Origin of the sequence: Acerihabitans sp. TG2 (genome assembly GCF_035013185.1) — a bacterium.
Lineage (GTDB): Bacteria > Pseudomonadota > Gammaproteobacteria > Enterobacterales > Enterobacteriaceae > Acerihabitans.
The window spans coordinates 1-16,910 of record NZ_JAYGJO010000015.1; the positions used below are offsets into that span (position 1 = coordinate 1).

General features: G+C 52.5%; 16 protein-coding genes and 3 pseudogenes. 18 read left to right on the forward strand and 1 reads right to left on the reverse strand.

The annotated features are described in order from the left end of the window. The first annotated feature begins 131 nt into the window (after positions 1-131). The 11 genes and pseudogenes from SJI19_RS14060 to SJI19_RS14100 all read left to right on the forward strand — a co-directional run bounded on the left by SJI19_RS14060 (position 132) and on the right by SJI19_RS14100 (position 7,038). Positions 132-878, forward strand: a complete 747-nt coding sequence (locus SJI19_RS14060; RefSeq protein WP_323478898.1) for a hypothetical protein — start codon at positions 132-134, stop codon at positions 876-878. Positions 879-1,947: 1,069 nt separating this feature from the next. After that, on the forward strand, positions 1,948-2,352 hold the full coding sequence (locus tag SJI19_RS14065; RefSeq protein WP_416347547.1) for a TIGR03757 family integrating conjugative element protein: 405 nt from the start codon (positions 1,948-1,950) through the stop codon (positions 2,350-2,352). Next, positions 2,349-3,101, forward strand: a pseudogene (locus SJI19_RS14070) (TIGR03756 family integrating conjugative element protein); the annotation flags it as partial. The gene SJI19_RS14065 and the pseudogene SJI19_RS14070, both read left to right, overlap by 4 nt. After that, the gene (locus SJI19_RS14075; protein ID WP_323478899.1) at positions 3,073-3,222 is read left to right on the forward strand and encodes a hypothetical protein; all 150 of its coding nucleotides are present in this window, start codon (positions 3,073-3,075) and stop codon (positions 3,220-3,222) included. The pseudogene SJI19_RS14070 and the gene SJI19_RS14075, both read left to right, overlap by 29 nt. Before the next feature lie 339 nt (positions 3,223-3,561). Beyond that, a pseudogene (locus tag SJI19_RS24860) lies at positions 3,562-3,750 on the forward strand (hypothetical protein); the annotation flags it as partial. 44 nt (positions 3,751-3,794) lie between these two features. Then, on the forward strand, positions 3,795-4,265 hold the full coding sequence (locus tag SJI19_RS14080; RefSeq protein WP_323478900.1) for a hypothetical protein: 471 nt from the start codon (positions 3,795-3,797) through the stop codon (positions 4,263-4,265). A 311-nt stretch (positions 4,266-4,576) separates the two neighbouring features. Then, entirely contained in the window at positions 4,577-4,870 is a 294-nt protein-coding gene (locus SJI19_RS14085) for a DUF1778 domain-containing protein (RefSeq protein WP_323478901.1), read from the forward strand. Next, entirely contained in the window at positions 4,867-5,355 is a 489-nt protein-coding gene (locus SJI19_RS14090) for a GNAT family N-acetyltransferase (protein WP_323478902.1), read from the forward strand. Before SJI19_RS14085 ends, SJI19_RS14090 begins: the two co-directional genes overlap by 4 nt. 176 nt (positions 5,356-5,531) lie before the next feature. Beyond that, positions 5,532-5,795, forward strand: coding sequence for a hypothetical protein (locus SJI19_RS24865; protein ID WP_416347548.1), 264 nt, complete (start codon positions 5,532-5,534; stop codon positions 5,793-5,795). Then, positions 5,792-6,049: pseudogene (locus SJI19_RS24870) on the forward strand (integrase core domain-containing protein); the annotation flags it as partial. The gene SJI19_RS24865 and the pseudogene SJI19_RS24870, both read left to right, overlap by 4 nt. Before the next feature lie 92 nt (positions 6,050-6,141). Continuing rightward, on the forward strand, positions 6,142-7,038 hold the full coding sequence (locus SJI19_RS14100) for a LysR family transcriptional regulator (protein WP_323478903.1): 897 nt from the start codon (positions 6,142-6,144) through the stop codon (positions 7,036-7,038). Between the two features lie 3 nt (positions 7,039-7,041). On the opposite strand, the gene SJI19_RS14105 is transcribed toward SJI19_RS14100, so the two are convergent. After that, a complete protein-coding gene (locus tag SJI19_RS14105) occupies positions 7,042-7,746 on the reverse strand; it encodes a sulfite exporter TauE/SafE family protein (protein WP_323478904.1) in 705 nt (234 codons plus the stop codon). Between the two features lie 286 nt (positions 7,747-8,032). On the opposite strand from SJI19_RS14105, the gene SJI19_RS14110 reads away from it, so the two are divergent. The 7 genes from SJI19_RS14110 (at position 8,033) to SJI19_RS14140 (ending at position 16,907) form a co-directional block, all read left to right on the forward strand. Beyond that, the gene (locus tag SJI19_RS14110) at positions 8,033-9,211 is read left to right on the forward strand and encodes an SfnB family sulfur acquisition oxidoreductase (RefSeq protein WP_323478905.1); all 1,179 of its coding nucleotides are present in this window, start codon (positions 8,033-8,035) and stop codon (positions 9,209-9,211) included. 516 nt (positions 9,212-9,727) lie between these two features. Then, positions 9,728-10,537 carry a thioesterase II family protein gene (locus SJI19_RS14115; protein ID WP_323478906.1) on the forward strand — a complete coding sequence of 270 codons (810 nt, stop codon included), beginning with the start codon at positions 9,728-9,730 and terminating at the stop codon, positions 10,535-10,537. Between the two features lie 23 nt (positions 10,538-10,560). Then, entirely contained in the window at positions 10,561-11,427 is an 867-nt protein-coding gene (locus tag SJI19_RS14120) for an isocitrate lyase/phosphoenolpyruvate mutase family protein (protein ID WP_323478907.1), read from the forward strand. Further along, positions 11,421-12,353 (forward strand): hypothetical protein, encoded by a 933-nt coding sequence (locus SJI19_RS14125; protein ID WP_323478908.1) that lies wholly within the window; start codon positions 11,421-11,423, stop codon positions 12,351-12,353. The genes SJI19_RS14120 and SJI19_RS14125 overlap by 7 nt, the downstream gene beginning before the upstream one ends. Beyond that, entirely contained in the window at positions 12,353-14,536 is a 2,184-nt protein-coding gene (locus SJI19_RS14130) for an iron-containing redox enzyme family protein (RefSeq protein WP_323478909.1), read from the forward strand. Before SJI19_RS14125 ends, SJI19_RS14130 begins: the two co-directional genes overlap by 1 nt. A 32-nt stretch (positions 14,537-14,568) precedes the next feature. Further along, entirely contained in the window at positions 14,569-15,762 is a 1,194-nt protein-coding gene (locus SJI19_RS14135) for an acyl-CoA dehydrogenase (protein ID WP_323478910.1), read from the forward strand. Then, a complete protein-coding gene (locus SJI19_RS14140; protein ID WP_323478911.1) occupies positions 15,759-16,907 on the forward strand; it encodes a cytochrome P450 in 1,149 nt (382 codons plus the stop codon). Before SJI19_RS14135 ends, SJI19_RS14140 begins: the two co-directional genes overlap by 4 nt. Positions 16,908-16,910: the final 3 nt, after the last annotated feature.

Here is a 16,910-nt window from a genome sequence, read left to right on the forward strand (position 1 = left end):
GTAATAATACTCAGATTTTAATAATTATCCCATTTACCAATGACAGATACATTGCCCATCAGTTATCCTGAATGATAGGGTCATTATGCTGATTTACATGCATGTCGTTGGCATCAAAATGAGGGTAAAAAATGAGCGATGTGTTTATAGAAAAAACCAAAAGAGCAATACAGGACAGAGCTGGAAACAGGTGTTCAAATCCTGATTGTAGGGTACTAACTTCCGGGCCAAATGCGCATCCAGAAAAATCAACTAAGACTGGCGTCGCGGCTCATATTACTGCCGCGTCTCCAGGAGGTGCAAGATTCGACCCATCGCTGACAACAGAACAACGAAGGTCAGCAGAAAACGGTATTTGGTTATGCCAAACTTGTGCTCATTTCATTGACACAGATTATTTAAATTACCCAGTGCAACGTTTATATGAATGGAAATTTCAAGCTGAATTTGATGCTGAATGTGAAATTAAACGTCTCCCTAAAAAAACATCATCCACTGACGGATCACGCTCTCGCGAAAACCAAGAGGAGGGATGGATATGTCCTTTCTGTGGGACGGTTGTTGGACTCGGAAAATTTGTTTGCTTGGGATGCCATGCAGAAGTAGTTCCCGGATTAACTAAAAATGAACGAGTTGAGCAAGCTAAAACCGGGATGATGGCTGGCTTCGCGTTATCCGCTATATTTTTATATATACTGCCAAGCTGGATCTTATCGTATTTTGAATTATCAATTTCATTTTCCGGTAATAGGTTTTTATTTTTATTCATTTTTATAAGTGCAATTATTACCTTTGCTTGCGGAAGGGTATTTGTATATTTTTCTGAAAAATCAAGAATGCAAAATCCCCCTAGATTTTTCCGTAGTTCAGTCAGGTAGCCCTCTAGGTATTGGATCATTTCTAGGGGGGGAATACAATTAGCCGTCGTGACTATATAGACAACTATATCAATAATAGTCGATAATTTTTCCGAGCAATATATACAGGCAATAGTTAACTTCTGTCGCAACCAAGAAAATCTTACGACTATACTACTCTTATGAACCGCCTGTTAACCATCTTCCGGCGTGAAGTGGTTTACTGAATTTGGCCACCTGAATAGAGATGTGAAACGTCTGCTTATGGCACTTTGCAGTCGGCAACAAAGGAACTCTCTTCGATTTTTTTTACAGTCGTTTGACAGGGAATATGCACTAAACCATTTAACTTGCATCATGATAAAGCAAGTTTTCATTATTTCAGTAATCAACTATTTTGTACGCCTACAAGCCGGTGGCTTAGGTCAACTCGCCCTAAGGCCTGTTTTAACTGTGTGCGTAAAGAATGTTTAAGGGCTGGCAAATGCAAAAAAAGCCCCGAAAGGCTTTTGTGTTATTCACTTCTTAGTGACGTTTTTATGGTTTGGGATTTTTGCTAGGTTTTACCTTTGGGTTATTTCCCGGAGTTTTTTTGTTATCACGTTGACGTTGATCAGGTTGTCCTGTCGAATCAGCAATTCGCTTTGGACCAGGCTTAAGCCCCATGATAATTCTCCTTAACGTTTAAGAGGGAATTCCTCATGTTTAAAATATGGTCAACCATGAACTTTATCAAGAGATCTTTTTGGCAAATCTGAGAAGTGATCCATGTCCAATCCTCAACAGTATCTACCAGGGTGCACATGACCTGCTCTCGATTGAATAGTATATAGTAAGTCAGAAACGTCCGGTCTTGGCACTGAGCTGACAGTCAGAGCTGATCGGACCCAGAGTAGTAAGGATGCCATATCAAGTAAGAGTCAGGGCACTTTGTGACAACTTTTCATGCTGAGATAGATTATCTGCCGTGGCGGGCGGAAAGTAAAAATCCTGCCGTATAAATTTTCTCAGCCACATATAGAGTTGTTTACTGACGTCAATGCCGTATCGACGCACCTTAGGCGGGTAATCCGCTTAAGGAGTGTTCACCATGATCAAACTCATCGGTTGTTTGCCCGCACTGTGCTTGTCTGCAGGCGCATTCGCCGGCACGGTTATCTACACCGATAGCACCCATCCCGTATCCTTTACGCCCTCCGATACCTCAATTATTTTTCTCGATGCGCCGGACCGCCAGCAGGTTGAGCTGTTTGGCTCTTTGCCGTCCGATGCCGCACTGGCTGAAACTCAGGTACGTGGATCGTTGGTTTCACCGTCATTTAAAGCTCGCGAGCAGCGACTGGCCAGCGCCTACCAGGGAGTGATCAAAGCCTGGTCGCTGGGCCTGGAAAAATACCCGGCTGTGGTATTTGACGATAAATGGGTAGTGTACGGCACCACCGATGTTGGTTTGGCCACACAGCAGATGAATGCCTGGCGGGAGGTGAATCAATGACCCTGATCCCCCCGAGTTCTCGGCGTGTGCTGCTAGTCAGCCTGTTAGCCGGCAGCAGTCTGTGCCTGGCGAATATCAACACCGCCAGTCTGGTCACCAGTGCGGCCAGCGTTTCGTGCATCAGTTGGAAGGTAAAAGGCATTTGTTATTGGTTGTTGTGCACGCCGTTCGGCTGTTCGGTTAAAACCTCCGTTAAGGTTGAGCATTTTATTCCCGAAGCGGTTGTTTCCGCCTATAGCGGTCCCGGTGAGAACCCCTGGACGGAAATGTCGAGCGTTAGCGCAGCGGCCGGTGGGGCTGAAAGCAGCATCACCGGCGCACTGGCTGGCGCCAGTACTGGCGGCGGTCAGCAGGAAATGAAAGCCCCCGGGTTGCGTAAGCAGAACCTGCACTTTTTTTATGCCGACGCTTATGGCCACCCGGCAACAACGCTGATTGGCGGACAGATAGCCGGTTACTCCTGTCAGTCCGCCGCTGCGCCGTTCACACCCTATTTTGCCAGTTCCCTTGATGCCCTGGTCTGGCGCAGCGGGTTGCCGGAGTCGTTATATCCGGAGGCGTTGGTTCCGGGCCAGCGTGAGCTGGGTAGCCAGGCCAGTGCCAATATGTGGGGCAATATTTATCCCCGCAGCGGTTTTGTCACCCAGCAGGATAGCTATAAGTCCGCTGCGGTGGTGGCGCAGCGCGTGGCCGATGTGATCACCCGCCAAGGCCAGCCGCATGTTTACCAACCGCTGGTCGGCCAGCGGCGGCATTAGCGATGGCCTGTTTTACTCCATCGGCGGTGGTTCGGTGATTGTATTCACGCAACAGCATCTCGCGGCTCACCAGCCCGAGGCGCTGGCCGAAGGAAGGGGACCGTCGCATTAATGCATTGGACCTTTGCGTAGAATGAAGAACTGAACATCACACCGTCGCACAGCCGAACGTAGGTGAGTCATACCGATTCATTCAACAACGCCTGTCGTTTTAAAAATCCGACTATGTTATGCGTAGAACCACACCACGCATAACGCCAGGAAACCGACACATTGCATCCTTCGCTGCCACACGAATACGTCATGATCACATGCGCGCCCGCATGATTTTGCAAGCCGCATTCCAGTTTAGCGTTACGCCATGCTTACCGTGGTAAAATCCCTTGCAACGCGTTGTCGTTAACGGTATTTTTTAGCTGCGCTTGCAAAATCAGGCGTCGGGATTGGTCTCCTGAAATTACTTCGTTGGCGACATAGGGCGCATATGCGTCTTTTTTTATGTCATGTGTTCGGCTCTGGAGGCGATAACTTATCGCTTTACCATTCTATGGTGGGCTGGGCGGGGGCGCCGCAAGGTGCGCCGGCAGCCAACGAGGCCGGTAAGACCAACTCCGCTCAGCCCATCACCCACAAGATTGGTCTCTTCAGTGGTGGGAAAATAAATCTCTCGTTGGAGGCTGCCTTATGGCTACTATCCCCACTCAAACTCACGCGTTACTCTCCATCCCGTTCGATTCAACCACCGATTTCACCGTTCTGGCTGGCCATTGTGAAAACCTGGCCGACGCGTTGCTACAAAGTGACGATCCGGCGCAGCGCCAAGCACTCTGCCGACGGCTTACCGATTGCCTGGGGCAGTTGCTCTCGACATTGGACGACCCCATCCCGCCTCATCTGATTGACAGCCTGACCGTGGATGACCGGCCCATGACTTCACTTTGCTTTGAGCCCGATGCCGATCTGCTCTGCGGGTACAGCCAGGCGCTAGCGCAGTTGTTGTCGGAACAGACATTATCGCCAGAGATGGAGCCGATTCTTTCCGGGTTGTTGTTTGATTTGGTGGTGTATTTCGCCGAGGAACTGCGAGCACCGCGCTGGATACGTACCGCTAACGGGGTAAAATTTATAGAGGAGCTGGATGCTGGATATAGTTAAGTAAAACTGAATACCTTGAAAGCAAAAAACCAGCCGCTAGGCTGGTTTCTTTAAATCATGGTGCCCGGACTCGGGGTCATTCAGTTTTCTATTAAATTGAATTCCATCATAAATTTTATCCCCGCCGGTTGTCAAGACCCGCAGATTGACCCGTATTTTTGCTGGTAGATCAAAAAGGTGGGTCGGTGGCACGGTAATAAGTCCGGTTCGTTCCTTTGGTTCGATTCCCCATGCTTTCATTAAATCGTAATGACATCAGCGCTACGTGTGCTGGATAATTAATATCTAAGGACCGCCCGGAGGATTGCATCATGCCAGCGACCAATGGCGTTTCTGACAAGTGTGAGACGTTGAATTTACGTATCAAACCTGCCGAGCGCGATCTTATCGATCGAGCGGCGAAGGTTAAAGGGAAAAACCGTACTGACTTTGTGCTGGAGGCCGCGCACGCCGCCGCAGAGGAAGCGCTGATCGAGCAGCGCATCATTATGGCGGACCCGGACGCCTATCAGGAATTTCTGGCTCGTCTGGATCAAGCTCCTGCTCCGAACGCCGCGCTGTGTAAAACCATGCAAACGCCTGCGCCGTGGGAGCGGAAAAGTTGATCTTAGCCCCTGGGCCTCTTCAGGCTGGACACGTCTTATACTCATTCTGTTGCGGCGGGGAGTCTATGGACAACTGGCTAAAACAGCGGGCGATGAAAAATCAGCTAACTGGCGCATCCCGAACGTTCGTCTGCTGCGACGACTCGAAGGTGACGGCGTATTACTCGATGGCGTCCAGTGCTGTGATGACCAATGCCGCGCCTGGATGCTTTCGCCGCAATATGCCTGATCCGATCCCGATCGCGGTGTTGGGCCGTTTGGCGGTAGATACATCATCGCACGGTCAGGGCGTCGGGCGGGCACTGGTGCGGGATGCCGGGCTACGGGTGATTCAGGTGGCAGAAACTATCGGTATTCGTGGAATGTTGGTTCATGCACTGTCTGATGAGGCGCGGGAATTTTATCTGCGGGTCGGGTTTGAACCTTCGCCGATTGATTCGATGATGTTGATGGTGACATTAGGAGATTTGGTGGGGAGCATTTGATTTCTTCCGTATAAAGCGATTTATTCCTCGGTATAGCGGGTCTTTTCATGGCAGGATTGTCTCTTTTGTAAGGGAAAGAAGGGCAGAAAACCCCATGAAACGGTAAGACTAAATTCAAGTGGGGACTACAGCTGGACTGGGTTCTTCTACCGCAACGCCTGTTAGGCAAGAAGGCCATGGATAATGAGATCCTGAAAGAGGCCGTGGAGTATGGCCGGGAAAAAAATGGATTGCGCATCGCCCTTGTTACCCGGGGACGACGACTTACCCTGGTGAGTCAGTCGTTGGGCGTGTCGCGTGCGCAGCTATCCGTTCTTGTCCATCGTAAACCCGCCTGGCAGGATGGGCGACGGAATCGTCCAACTGATGACGGTGAGTTGGTGATGCGTATCCAGCAGGCGGTGGCCGATGTACCGACTTACGGTTATCGGCGATACTGACACCGCGAACAACGGCAGTCAGGAGTCCGCAAAGTAACGGCATAGCGGAAAGCTTCGTAAAGACGATAAAGCGTGATTATATCGGCATGATGCCAAAACCGGATAGCCAGATAGCGATACCGAATCTGGCGATAGCGTTCGAGCACTATAACGAACACTATCCGCATAGCGCATTGGGCTACCGTTCACCACGCGAACATCAACGCCGTCGGATAATGAAAAACGTAGGCGGGAAAAAGCGTCTGGATCTATAGGGGCAAATCCACTGTAGTTAAGCTCCAGACTCAGGATAAGCAGTGATGAAAGGTCGGATAAAGCGCTATATATCAGAGGGAGTCTGTTTTTTATGCGATTTGATATTGTTGATTTGCGTCTGTTTCTAAACGTGTATAAGGCTGGAAGCATCACCGGCGGCGCTGCGCTGTCAAACCTGACCTTGCAGTCGGCCAGCGAGCGCATTCGCGGTATGGAAGGCGAGCTCGGCGTTCCGTTGTTTAGCCGTTCGAGAAAAGGCGTGAAGCTGTCAGATGCGGGATATTCGTTGGTCAACCATGCCAATATCGTATTGCAGCAGGTTGACCATATGCGCAGTGAATTGCACCAATATGGCAAAGGGCTGCGCGGGCATATCAATCTATTATGTAACTCTTCGGCACAGAGCGAATTTTTACCCGCTCTGATCGGGCCTTATTTACTCAGTAATCCCAACATTTCCATTTCCGTTAAAGAGATGCTTAGCTACGACATTGTCGCGGCAGTTAAGAATCAAATGGCGAATTTAGGCATCGTGGCCGACTCGACCCAGTTGAACGGACTGGCCTCACTCCCTTTCAGTGATGACGAACTGGTGGTGTTTGCACCGGCAAAAGGCCGTTGGCATGATACCGAAAGCACGACGTTTGAAGAGATCGTCACGGCCGAATTTATCGGATTATCCGAAGGGAGCGCGCTTCAGGAGCATATCGAAGATCACGCCAAAAAGTTGGGGCACCGCCTTAATTACCGTGTCCGTATGACCACGTTTGATGCCGTTATGCAGGTCGTCAGCAGCGGCGTCGGTATCGCGATTATCCCGAGGCATGCCACTGAGCGTTATTGTCATCACCATAGCTGCAAAATTATCCGCCTGTCAGAACGTTGGGCTGACCGAAAACTGATCATTTGTGCGCGGGATTTCGCCGATCTTCCCGGTTATATAAAGGAGTTTGTGGATTTCCTGGCGCAACACCCGACCGATTCATAGCCGCTACTTAATCGCCATATAAGCGCCCAACGCGATTAATCCGATAAAAAAACAGCGGCGGAAGGTGAGTTCGCTGATCACCTTGCGCAGGTATTGACCGGCATACATTCCTACAATCGCTGGGATCAGCGCAATGGCGGATAAATAATAGTCAACGTGATCCAGCTTGCTGTCCAATGACAAATGTATCGCCAGCGCGATAGTTGAAGCCGTAAACGCCAGTCCGAGCGCCTGAACAAGATCGTTTTTATTTAGCTGAAGCGATTGCAGGTAGGGGACCGCTGGAATAACGAAAACGCCGGTTGCAGCAGTAATAGTGCCGGTAATACAACCCACTAGTGGTGAAAGCCATTTCTCTGATTTACCCGGGGACGGGAGTTTCGTGGCAATAAGTCCCCAAAGGCCATACATAATAAGAACGATACCCAATGCCACTTCAGTCCATGAGGATGTAGACGTTAAGCCGGGTAACACACTGAATAGCGTGCCAATGAAAATCCCTGCGATAAATCCCCATAACCTTTTAATTAAATTAAGAAATGCGGGGCCGATGAAGAGTTGCCATATATTCGTCACCAGAGACGGAATAATTAACAAACTGGCTGCGCTGGCCGGCGCCATAACGACGGTTAATAAACCCATGGATATCGTCGGCAACCCCAGCCCAATCACACCTTTCACTATTCCGGCCAATAGGAATACGGACATAATGGTAATCACTTGATTCCCCCTGTTATATGACACCGAGCTTTATATCTTTGATAGCAGGGATATTAAGTGGAGCAATAATTCCTGTATATGAGTTTTTCGCTGAGGGTATATCAAGGAAAAACTGATTTTAGTATTTACCATGATATACGTGAATACATGGCGTAACAGAAAATGGCCTGATCAGGATTTTCCTTAGGATATCAACGGAAATAATTAAGTAAGAACATCTCATTAACGATTAATATACCTGTTCTGAAAAGTAACCACTCCGGAGTCATGTGCTATGAAATTGATGATAAGCCCACTGTTATCCAAGTCGTTGTCTGATGCTAATGATATTGCACAATGGTTACGCCACAGCGCATCTGAGCGGGATCAGACCCGTCATATCAGCACGGAGCAGGTGGATGCCTACGCGTCATCCGGACTTTGGGCCGTGACAGTACCCCGGGAGTATGGCGGCCCTGATTTGGGTTATAAAGCGCTCAGCCAGATAACGCGCCTCATTGCGGCGGCCGACCCCTCGATAGCGCAAATTCCCCGCAGTCATTTTCATATTATTGATCTCCTCAATGCTGTAGCCCTTCCTTCCCAGAAAACGTTTTTCTTTAGCGAAATCCTGGCGGGTAAAAAATTTGCTCAGGCGGCGTCGGAAATCGGCGGCAAGAATGCATCCGATATTCAGACGACGCTGACGCAGGGAAGAGGGGCCTGGCGGCTGAACGGTAAGAAATATTATGCGACGGGCTGCATACACGCGGACTGGATAGGCATTGTCGCCAAAGATGACATCGGCGTATTTATGCATGCATTTGTCCCGAAGGACGCGCCGGGTATGGAGATTAAAACGGACTGGTCAGGCTTTGGCCAAAAAGTGACGGCAAGCGGCACCGTGCTGTTGAATGACGTTGTAGTAAATGAGGAACATATCATTCCGTTCACCGAAGCATTTCTTGATGTCCATCCGATAGGTGCTGCCTCACAAATGATTCATGCATCAATTGATATCGGGATTGCTCGGGAATCTATTGATGAGGCGACAAAATATATCAGGCAAACGGCCCGCCCGTGGATTGACAGCGGTGCGGAGCAGGCAAGTGATGACCCCTATCTTATCTCGGGGATTGGCGATCTCGAAATCCGCTATGCAGCAGCCGCTGCGATGCTGGATCAGGTAGCCGGAGAGCTGGATGAAACGGTAATCAGCACCGACGGCGATCTTGCCCGGCTTTCCGTGCGCGTGGGAATTGCAAAAGTGCTGGCAAGCGACATTGCGTTATTGGCTAGTAATAAGCTTTTTGAATTTGCCGGAACCGGCTCAACCCGTGAATCGCTCAATTTGCACCGCCACTGGCGTAATGCGCGCACGCATACGTTGCACGATCCGGTGCGCTGGAAGGTTAATGCCATCGGTCAGTACTATTTAAACGGCGTCTATCCCAAGCGGCACAATTACATTTAGCGGCTTTGCTTTACCCGGCGTGATGATGCGGGTTGGCGGCAATAAGTCATCCGTCACGCCGGAGCAGAGGCATGCAGGCAAAGACCAGGGTCTGCTGAAGCAAAGAGATGCGCTGTACCGTAAGGCCAGGGAGCGTCACCCGGAACACGGGTTGCGTGAGACGCGGAACTGGCGGTGGAAAGCAGAGGTCACGCTGAACCCGGAGCGGGAAAAACAGGCAGCATAATTAACATCAGGGATGACAACTTCGTTGACTCTTACCGCGTCTTAATGGCTATGGTTTCATCAGTTTTACGCAATGACCATTATTATTCCATTTTGATCTATTTATTCACGCTTTTGTAATTTGCTGATTTTAATAAATTAAATAAATTAATAAGGTTTTGTTTGTGGTTACATCAGCTAAATCCTTATGTACATAATTCAAAATGCAACGTTAAGATTGTGAAATAAACATCTTATTAACATTAAATGAATTGATGTGTGTGAGATTTGGCTTAGCGAAGGATGATTGGGATGCCTGCAACAGGAGTTACAGCAAGAATGAGTCATGGGCTTGGACAGGGCCATTGGTTTACGACGGCCAGAGAAGCGCGGTCAAATGATTCGGCGCTCTATTGCCTGGCTCACGCGGGAGGCAACGCGCAAGATTACCTTCGCTGGCAGTCCGGATTATCGGACGATTTGATCATGAAGGCCGTTACGTTACCCGGAACCGGACGCCGCTACGGCGAAGCGTACCCAACCGATATCAATCTGCTGACGGAAAATATTGCTGCCGCTATTGAACGGGAAGGCGATAAGACGTTTTATCTTTTTGGCCACAGCATGGGAGCAATACTTGCCTGGGAGGTTGCAAAAAAGTTACGGACACCTCCCGGTGGATTGCTTCTTTCCGCCAGCCTGAGCCCGACGGAAATACCTTCACCACGTATCATCCGAATGGCTGAAATGGATAATGAGACGTTTATTCAGGAAATGGCTTATTTCAACGGCATTGATGAAAGCCTCATGCACAATCCGTTTCTTAATGACATCGTTGCCGAAAAATTAAAGCGCGATTTCAAGCTTATTGCCAGATACCGCTATCAATATTCTGCGCCGGTGAGTGTGCCCGTCATGGTTATCGTCGGTGAACATGATGCGCATGTTACGGTCGGCAGCCTGATGAAATGGCAGTCACATACGCAGCATTTTCTCGGTGCAAAACAGGTGTGCGGGAATCATTTTTATTTTAACGATCATCCGGAAATTATGATTAATGCCATCAGTGAGATGGTTCACGAAAGCCGGAAAAAAATCGACGATAACTCCATAGTTATTTAAGTGTACGTTTGCTGAGGTTATTTATGTTTACGGCGAATACGCAACCTAACAATTTGAGCCAATACGAAAAGGCTGAACGATTCAAAAAATTGCATACTGGAGGAACTCCTTTCGTAATGCCGAATCCCTGGGATCGCGGAACCGCGATTCTGATGCAAAACGCCGGGTTTAAGGCTATCGGGACGACTAGCGCCGGGTTGGCGTTTTCGCTTGGTAAGCTGGATCGCGCACAGTCCGTAACGCTTGAAGAAACGCTGGAAAATGCCCGGGCACTGGTTGGCGTGACGCAGCTTCCCGTGTCCATCGATCTTGAGGATGGCTTCGGTGACGACGCTGACGCCATTATGCAGACCATCCGTGCCGCCGCAGAAAGCGGCGCCGTCGGGGGATCGATCGAAGATTACAGCAGCGTTCCGGCAAACCCGATCCGGGATTTCGCCTCGTCGGTGGCCCGCGTAGAAGCGGCAGTCGCGGCGGCAAAGCGTTTGCCCTTTCCCTTCACCATTACCGCGCGAGCGGAAAACTATCTTTATGGCGTCTGCGACCTGAAGGACACGATCGCAAGACTAAAGGCATACCGTGATGCCGGTGCCGACGTACTTTACGCGCCGGCATTGCCGGACGCCGACGCTATCAGAACGCTATGCGCGGCCGTTGACGCTCCGGTAAATGCGCTTCTGGGCGCGGGCAATCGTTTGTCCGTTACGGAGCTGTTTGCGCTGGGCGTCACCCGTATCAGCCTGGGCTCGGCGCTATCCCGCGCCGCCCTGGGCGGATTCGTTGCCGGGCTTCAGGAGCTACAGCAGCACGGTACCTGCCACTTCCTCGAGCGCGCCGTCGGCTATTTTGATGTGGCTAAGTTGCTTGAGAACGGAGATCTCCCGTGCTGAACGCAGTTGCTGCTTCGCAGAGCAAGCTACTGGCTGCGCAGTATGTGTTGGGTGAGCAAAAGCTTGCTTGGCATGAACTTGCGGATCTTCAGGCGCGGGCAAAACAGTTTTTCATGCCGCTGCAGGCAGATTTGTGGGGCTGGGGGGAGATCTACAGAACAACGGGTTCCATCATAGACATGGCGATAAAGACGGCCCGGATGACGCTCGCCGAAGCCGATTACACGGGGCAGGACATCGACACGACGATCGTGTGCAGTTCTTCGTTACAAAGCGGCACGGAGGCGCATCAGCATTTTTTGCGCGAGTTCGCTGGCCAGCTGCGGCTGGAGCAGTCGGCGATCGCCGGCGTGTCGCTCGGGCGTTGCACGAATTTGCTCAAAGGGATCCATCTGGCCCGTAGCCTGATTCACAGCGGCCAGGCAAGACGAGTATTGGTCGTCACCAGCGACGCCATCAGCGATGAACGACAGCGGATGGAGAACTTCGCGCTTTTCTCTGATGGCGCCGCCAGCTGCCTGATTTGCCATGCCGATGATGCGTCTCAGGGGGATACACTGCTTGCCAGCGGCGGGCGGCAGGATCTCAGCCAACTGCATCAGGGGCTTTCAGCCGGGCTGGTCCGAGCGGTCAATCAGGACTTATTTTCGTCTGCGGGCATCACGCTCGGTGATATCACCCGTTTGTTTCACAGCAACGTTTATCTTCCCCTGTGCCAGTTGAATGAAATGCAGGCTGGTTATCAGCGGACGCAGCTTTATACCGACAATATCCCGCGTTTCGGACATTGCTTTGCCGCCGATCCGCTGATCAATTTTATCGATGCCCGGAATAACGGGGCCGTGAGCGACACAGCGTTATATCAGCTGGCGGTCAGTATTCCCGGTGCCAGAGCCTCACTGTTACTGCGAAAAGGAAGCGCCTGATGTCTTTCTCATTCACCGATAACACCACATCGCTGCCCGATGAAAAATTTCATTTTTCTCCTGATGCCCACGCGGCGCTGATCGCGCTGCGTGACAGCGCGGACGTACATGAACTTTACAGCAATCTGGTCAGCGATATTGAAAGCGAAACACAGCAACTTCTGGCCTTACAGCTGATCCAGACATTCCTGAGTGCGCCGTCGCCGGCATGGGAGCGCGCCGCTTTTGAGGCGTATATAGCCCGGGCGAAAACGACGCTGGCGCAGTCCGTGGCCATGCTGCTCCGGTGTGATGAAGAAGAGCGCAGTATCCTGCTCAAGCAACGGGCGTTGCTTTCGATGTTGGCCGGATGCTGGCTTGACCGGGTGTCCCAGCCCGCCACCGAGCCTGCCGGTGTCGTGAACTTGTTGAATGCCCAGCACTTTACGCTGAAGGGCTGTGGCGAAATCAGCCTCAGTCAGCAACAACAACGTCAGCGCCGCTTTGCCGCGTCAGGTATCACCCTTCCTTTTGTCGGCGTACCCGGCGCGCCAGCGCAGTTGCACAGCAATGCGCTGACGCTCTGGCAGGCAGTATTTTGGCTGGCTTTTTCCCGTTTGCCCGCCAGCTACCTGCCGGAAGTTGCCGGTATTCATTTCGCTTATTACGCGCTCGGTTTTGACGATGCGTTGCTGGAAATGCCGCCGTCGCTGACAGCCGCGCAGTGCACGACGCTGCTGGACGGTTGGTTAATCGCCTGTAATGACTCAGCGAGTGGTCAGGAGGATCTGCAACGGTTTTATCGGGCGGCCAGCCTGGCGACGGAGCTGGAACTGAGCCATGTCGGCATGCTGCTGACGCAACGGGAACAGCTTGCGGCCCGAACGCCTGATGATCGCATGGCTGAAATCATGGCGCGCCATTTTCCTTTTGCGGGGAAACAGCACCAACTGGTCATGCTGGAGAAAAAAGCGCTGAGCCAATGGCGCGTTGATGATGCCGCCGGGATGACGGCGTTTTTAACCGCCTTTAAACGCTCACCGTATTTACGGCAAAAGGACGCAAAGCCGGAGGGCTGCCGTTTCATGCAGGCCATCCGTTTCGGCGGCGCCATGTTCGGTATTTTCAGTCAGCATGAGGCTGAAATCATGGCGTTCTGGATTGCCGATGTCCAACAGCACGAACGTGAAATTACACTGAGCCGTTTCCGGGAACCGGGTGACGCGCAGGCGGCTGTCTGGCGCGATCGTTATCGTTGTACCCGCATTGATTCACTGTTCATGCTTGAAACGCCATCGTTGCCGGAGGCCCGCACGCTGTTTTATCGCCTTGTGAACATTGAACACTATGCCAATCACCTGGCGGCGATCAAACAACAAGTGATGGACACGCTGCAACAGGCTCAGACGCTGTTTGCTTGTGGTCAGCAGGGGCGTTACACCGACGCCAGCGAGTTCGATTACAGTCCAGAGGCCTTGCGGACGCGAACGGATGCGATTTACTGGCAAAAACTGGTGAACCCTCTGGAACGGCTGACGACCATTCCCGATCGTGAAAGCGTGATTTTCAATCAGAAACTGATGGCGCTGGGAAGCATGATTGACGGCGCCTGGGCCCATCGTTTCGGTAGCGTATTGCGCAGCCATCGCCGCAGCGACGGCATGATGCTGGCCATTTATGCGGATGAAATGGGGCGCGGTGACGTGGAGAAAAACCATATTACGCTGATCCTGCGTGTCCTGCACAGCATGGGGATTATGCTTCCGCATATCCGCGCCCCTGAATTCTGCCACCAGCAGGAATTACCGGATATCTACGACTTCTCCTTGCACCAGTTGGGTATGTCCCTGTTTCCGGATGCATTCTATGAAGAACTGCTGGGCTACAACCTGGGAATTGAAATGCTGGGGCTGGGCGAAATGCGCATGCACGAGATTCAGAAGCTGCGCCGCTACGGCTTCGACACCATTTACGAGGAAGCCCACCTCACCATCGACAACTTTTCCGCCGGCCATGCCCGGCAATCCGTTGATTTGATTATCGCCTACATGGAAGACCTACCGCCGAATATGACGCCGGACGAACGTCAGCAACGCTGGCGCCGCATATGGCGGGGATATGCCTCTTTCGCGTGGTTCCTGGAAACTGACCTGAAAAATAACGTATCCGCCGCTGCGAACACATACAGCGAAGTACTTATTTAATTGTTTTATGACTATTTATGTAAGGATGCCTTGTGAATCAATGCATTAGCCACGACATAACGCTGCTGTCGCTGCCTTTTTTCACGCCGGGGCACCAACAATATGTGCATGAATTGGACTGGTGGTGCCAGCAGCAGCGTGAAACGTTACTGTCATTACGTCACCGTCCGGTGGCAGAGCAGAGCCGTCAGATGCTGCATCTGCTGGGGAAGGAGGGGTGGCTTGATCACCTGAATACGCCTGAGCTGCCGGTGCCGAACGATGCGCGCAGAATGTGTTTATCCCGGCAGACGCTGGCCTATTTTGACGATCTGCTTGATTTTTCCTGGTCGATTCAATCTCTGAGCGCCAGCGTGATTCAGCGCTATGGCAATGATGCGCAACGCAGCGACTATTTACCCGTGCTGGCGCGCGGAGAACGCATTGCCGCATTTGCTTTGTCCGAATTACAGGCTGGGACCGATATTGCCGCGCTGACGCTGGAGGCACAGCGCTGCGAGGGCGGCTGGCGGCTGAACGGGGAGAAGGCGTGGATTGCCCTAGGGGATATTGCCAGTGACATCATCGTGATTGCCCGCACCGGTGAAGGGCCGGGGCCGCTGGGGCTGAGTGCGTTTATCGTTGATGCTGTCGCCGGCGGCGTCAGCGCCCGTCCGCTGGACGCCGTTGCTCCTCGGTCATGGTCGCACCTGCGTTTCGACAATGTCCGGGTGTCACCGGAGAACCTGCTGGGGCAACCGGGGCAAGGATTCATCATCGCGCTAGATATTCTCGATCGTTTTCGCATGACGGTCGCCAGCGCCGCGATCGGGTTCGCCCGGCGTGCGGCGGATATCGCACTGCGGCATGCCGCGCAGCGCAAAATTTACCGGGGACGCCTGCTGGATCTGCAACTGACCCAGGCAACGCTGGCCAAAATGGAGGTTTCGCTTTCCGCCGCTTCTCTGCTGACGGCCAGAGCCGCCTGGCAACACGACGATGGCCGGTCGTTCGCGCGGGAGTCCGCCGCCGCGAAATATTTCGCTTGTGAACAAGCCTGCAAAATCGTTGATGATGCGCTGCAGCTTCTCGGGGCTGCGGGCATCGTGGCGGGCAGTCAATTGGAACGGCTGTATCGGCAAATTCGCCCACTACGCATTTATGAAGGCGCATCCGAAGCCTTACTGATGAACATCGCTTCTGCCCTGGATACCCAGCGGGTTATTAACCGGGAGGACTTATCGTGAGTGATTTACTTAACCCGCTCAGCGCGATTCAGCATGACTCGCCCTGGGAATATTACGCCCGGCTGACCCGCGAGACCCCAGTCTATTTTGACAGTGCCCTTAAGCTGTGGGTGGTGAGCGATGCCGCTTCGACGGACGCGGTGCTTAACAGCCCGGTGCTGCAGGTACGCCCGGTGTCTCAGCCTGCTCCTCCCGGCCTTGTCGGCCAGCCGGCCGGCGATGTCTTCGGCCAACTGGTCCGTATGCGTGAAGGTGAGTATCAGCAGCGGCTTAAGTCCGTCATTATCCGCGCTTTTTCCACGGTGGATTCAGCGTATGTGAGCCAATTGGCCCGGCAACTGGCGCAGCAGGCGCTGAGCGACGGCGAGGAGATTAACCGCTGGATGTTTTCCGTACCGGCGGCCGTCGTCGCTACGCTGTGCGGATTCATACCGCGGGACGTGCCGGAGGTTGTGGCGCTCATTGCGGAGTTTGTGTTGTGCATTCCCGCCGCCGCCGGTCCTGAGCACCAGCAGCGCGCCAGCCTTGCGGCAAGGTCGCTGCTGGAGAGATTTTCCGCACAAATCGCGCAGGCGCACCATGGCTCTCTGCTGACGGAACTGCTGCGATGCGCCGGCGAAGAAGGCTGGTCTCAACGTGCGCCGCTGATCGCCAATGCTATCGGTTTCTTGTCGCAAACCTATGATGCCACGGCCAGCCTGGCGGGCAACACGCTGCTGACCGCTCGGTGTTATCCGGATCTCTGGCAGCGCGGACCGGCCGACGCCTTTATTGATGAAACCGCGCGTTACACCTCGCCGATACAAAATACCCGCCGTTTCGCCGTGCATGAGGTGACGCTGCTCGGCCAGCGGATCGCGGCGGATGAGACGATATTGCTGCTGCTGGCGGCGGCAAACCGCGATCCTGCCCGGTTTGCGCAGCCTGATGTTTTTCAGCCAGAACGAAATATGGCGGCGTATTTCTCTTTCAGCGGAGGCCGTCATCGCTGCCCGGGTGCCGCGGTTGCGCGCGCCATCACGCACGGCATGGTTTCCGCGCTGGATGTGCACATGCCGGACTGGCATCAGCGTTTACATAAGCGTCGTTACTTGCCTTCAGGTAATGCCCGTATTCCCGAATTCTCACTTTCCGAGATTAACTGAGGT

Bases quoted from the DNA above. Each gene is read 5' to 3' on its own strand.
- SJI19_RS14110 (WP_323478905.1), top strand. From the start codon at position 8,033: ATGAAATTGATGATAAGCCCACTGTTATCCAAGTCGTTGTCTGATGCT.
- SJI19_RS14105 (WP_323478904.1), bottom strand. From the start codon at position 7,746: ATGTCCGTATTCCTATTGGCCGGAATAGTGAAAGGTGTGATTGGGCTG.
- SJI19_RS14065 (WP_416347547.1), top strand. From the start codon at position 1,948: ATGATCAAACTCATCGGTTGTTTGCCCGCACTGTGCTTGTCTGCAGGC.
- SJI19_RS14075 (WP_323478899.1), top strand. From the start codon at position 3,073: ATGTTTACCAACCGCTGGTCGGCCAGCGGCGGCATTAGCGATGGCCTG.
- SJI19_RS14100 (WP_323478903.1), top strand. From the start codon at position 6,142: ATGCGATTTGATATTGTTGATTTGCGTCTGTTTCTAAACGTGTATAAG.
- SJI19_RS14115 (WP_323478906.1), top strand. From the start codon at position 9,728: ATGCCTGCAACAGGAGTTACAGCAAGAATGAGTCATGGGCTTGGACAG.
- SJI19_RS14130 (WP_323478909.1), top strand. From the start codon at position 12,353: ATGTCTTTCTCATTCACCGATAACACCACATCGCTGCCCGATGAAAAA.
- SJI19_RS24865 (WP_416347548.1), top strand. From the start codon at position 5,532: ATGGATAATGAGATCCTGAAAGAGGCCGTGGAGTATGGCCGGGAAAAA.
- SJI19_RS14080 (WP_323478900.1), top strand. From the start codon at position 3,795: ATGGCTACTATCCCCACTCAAACTCACGCGTTACTCTCCATCCCGTTC.
- SJI19_RS14085 (WP_323478901.1), top strand. From the start codon at position 4,577: ATGCCAGCGACCAATGGCGTTTCTGACAAGTGTGAGACGTTGAATTTA.
- SJI19_RS14060 (WP_323478898.1), top strand. From the start codon at position 132: ATGAGCGATGTGTTTATAGAAAAAACCAAAAGAGCAATACAGGACAGA.
- SJI19_RS14120 (WP_323478907.1), top strand. From the start codon at position 10,561: ATGTTTACGGCGAATACGCAACCTAACAATTTGAGCCAATACGAAAAG.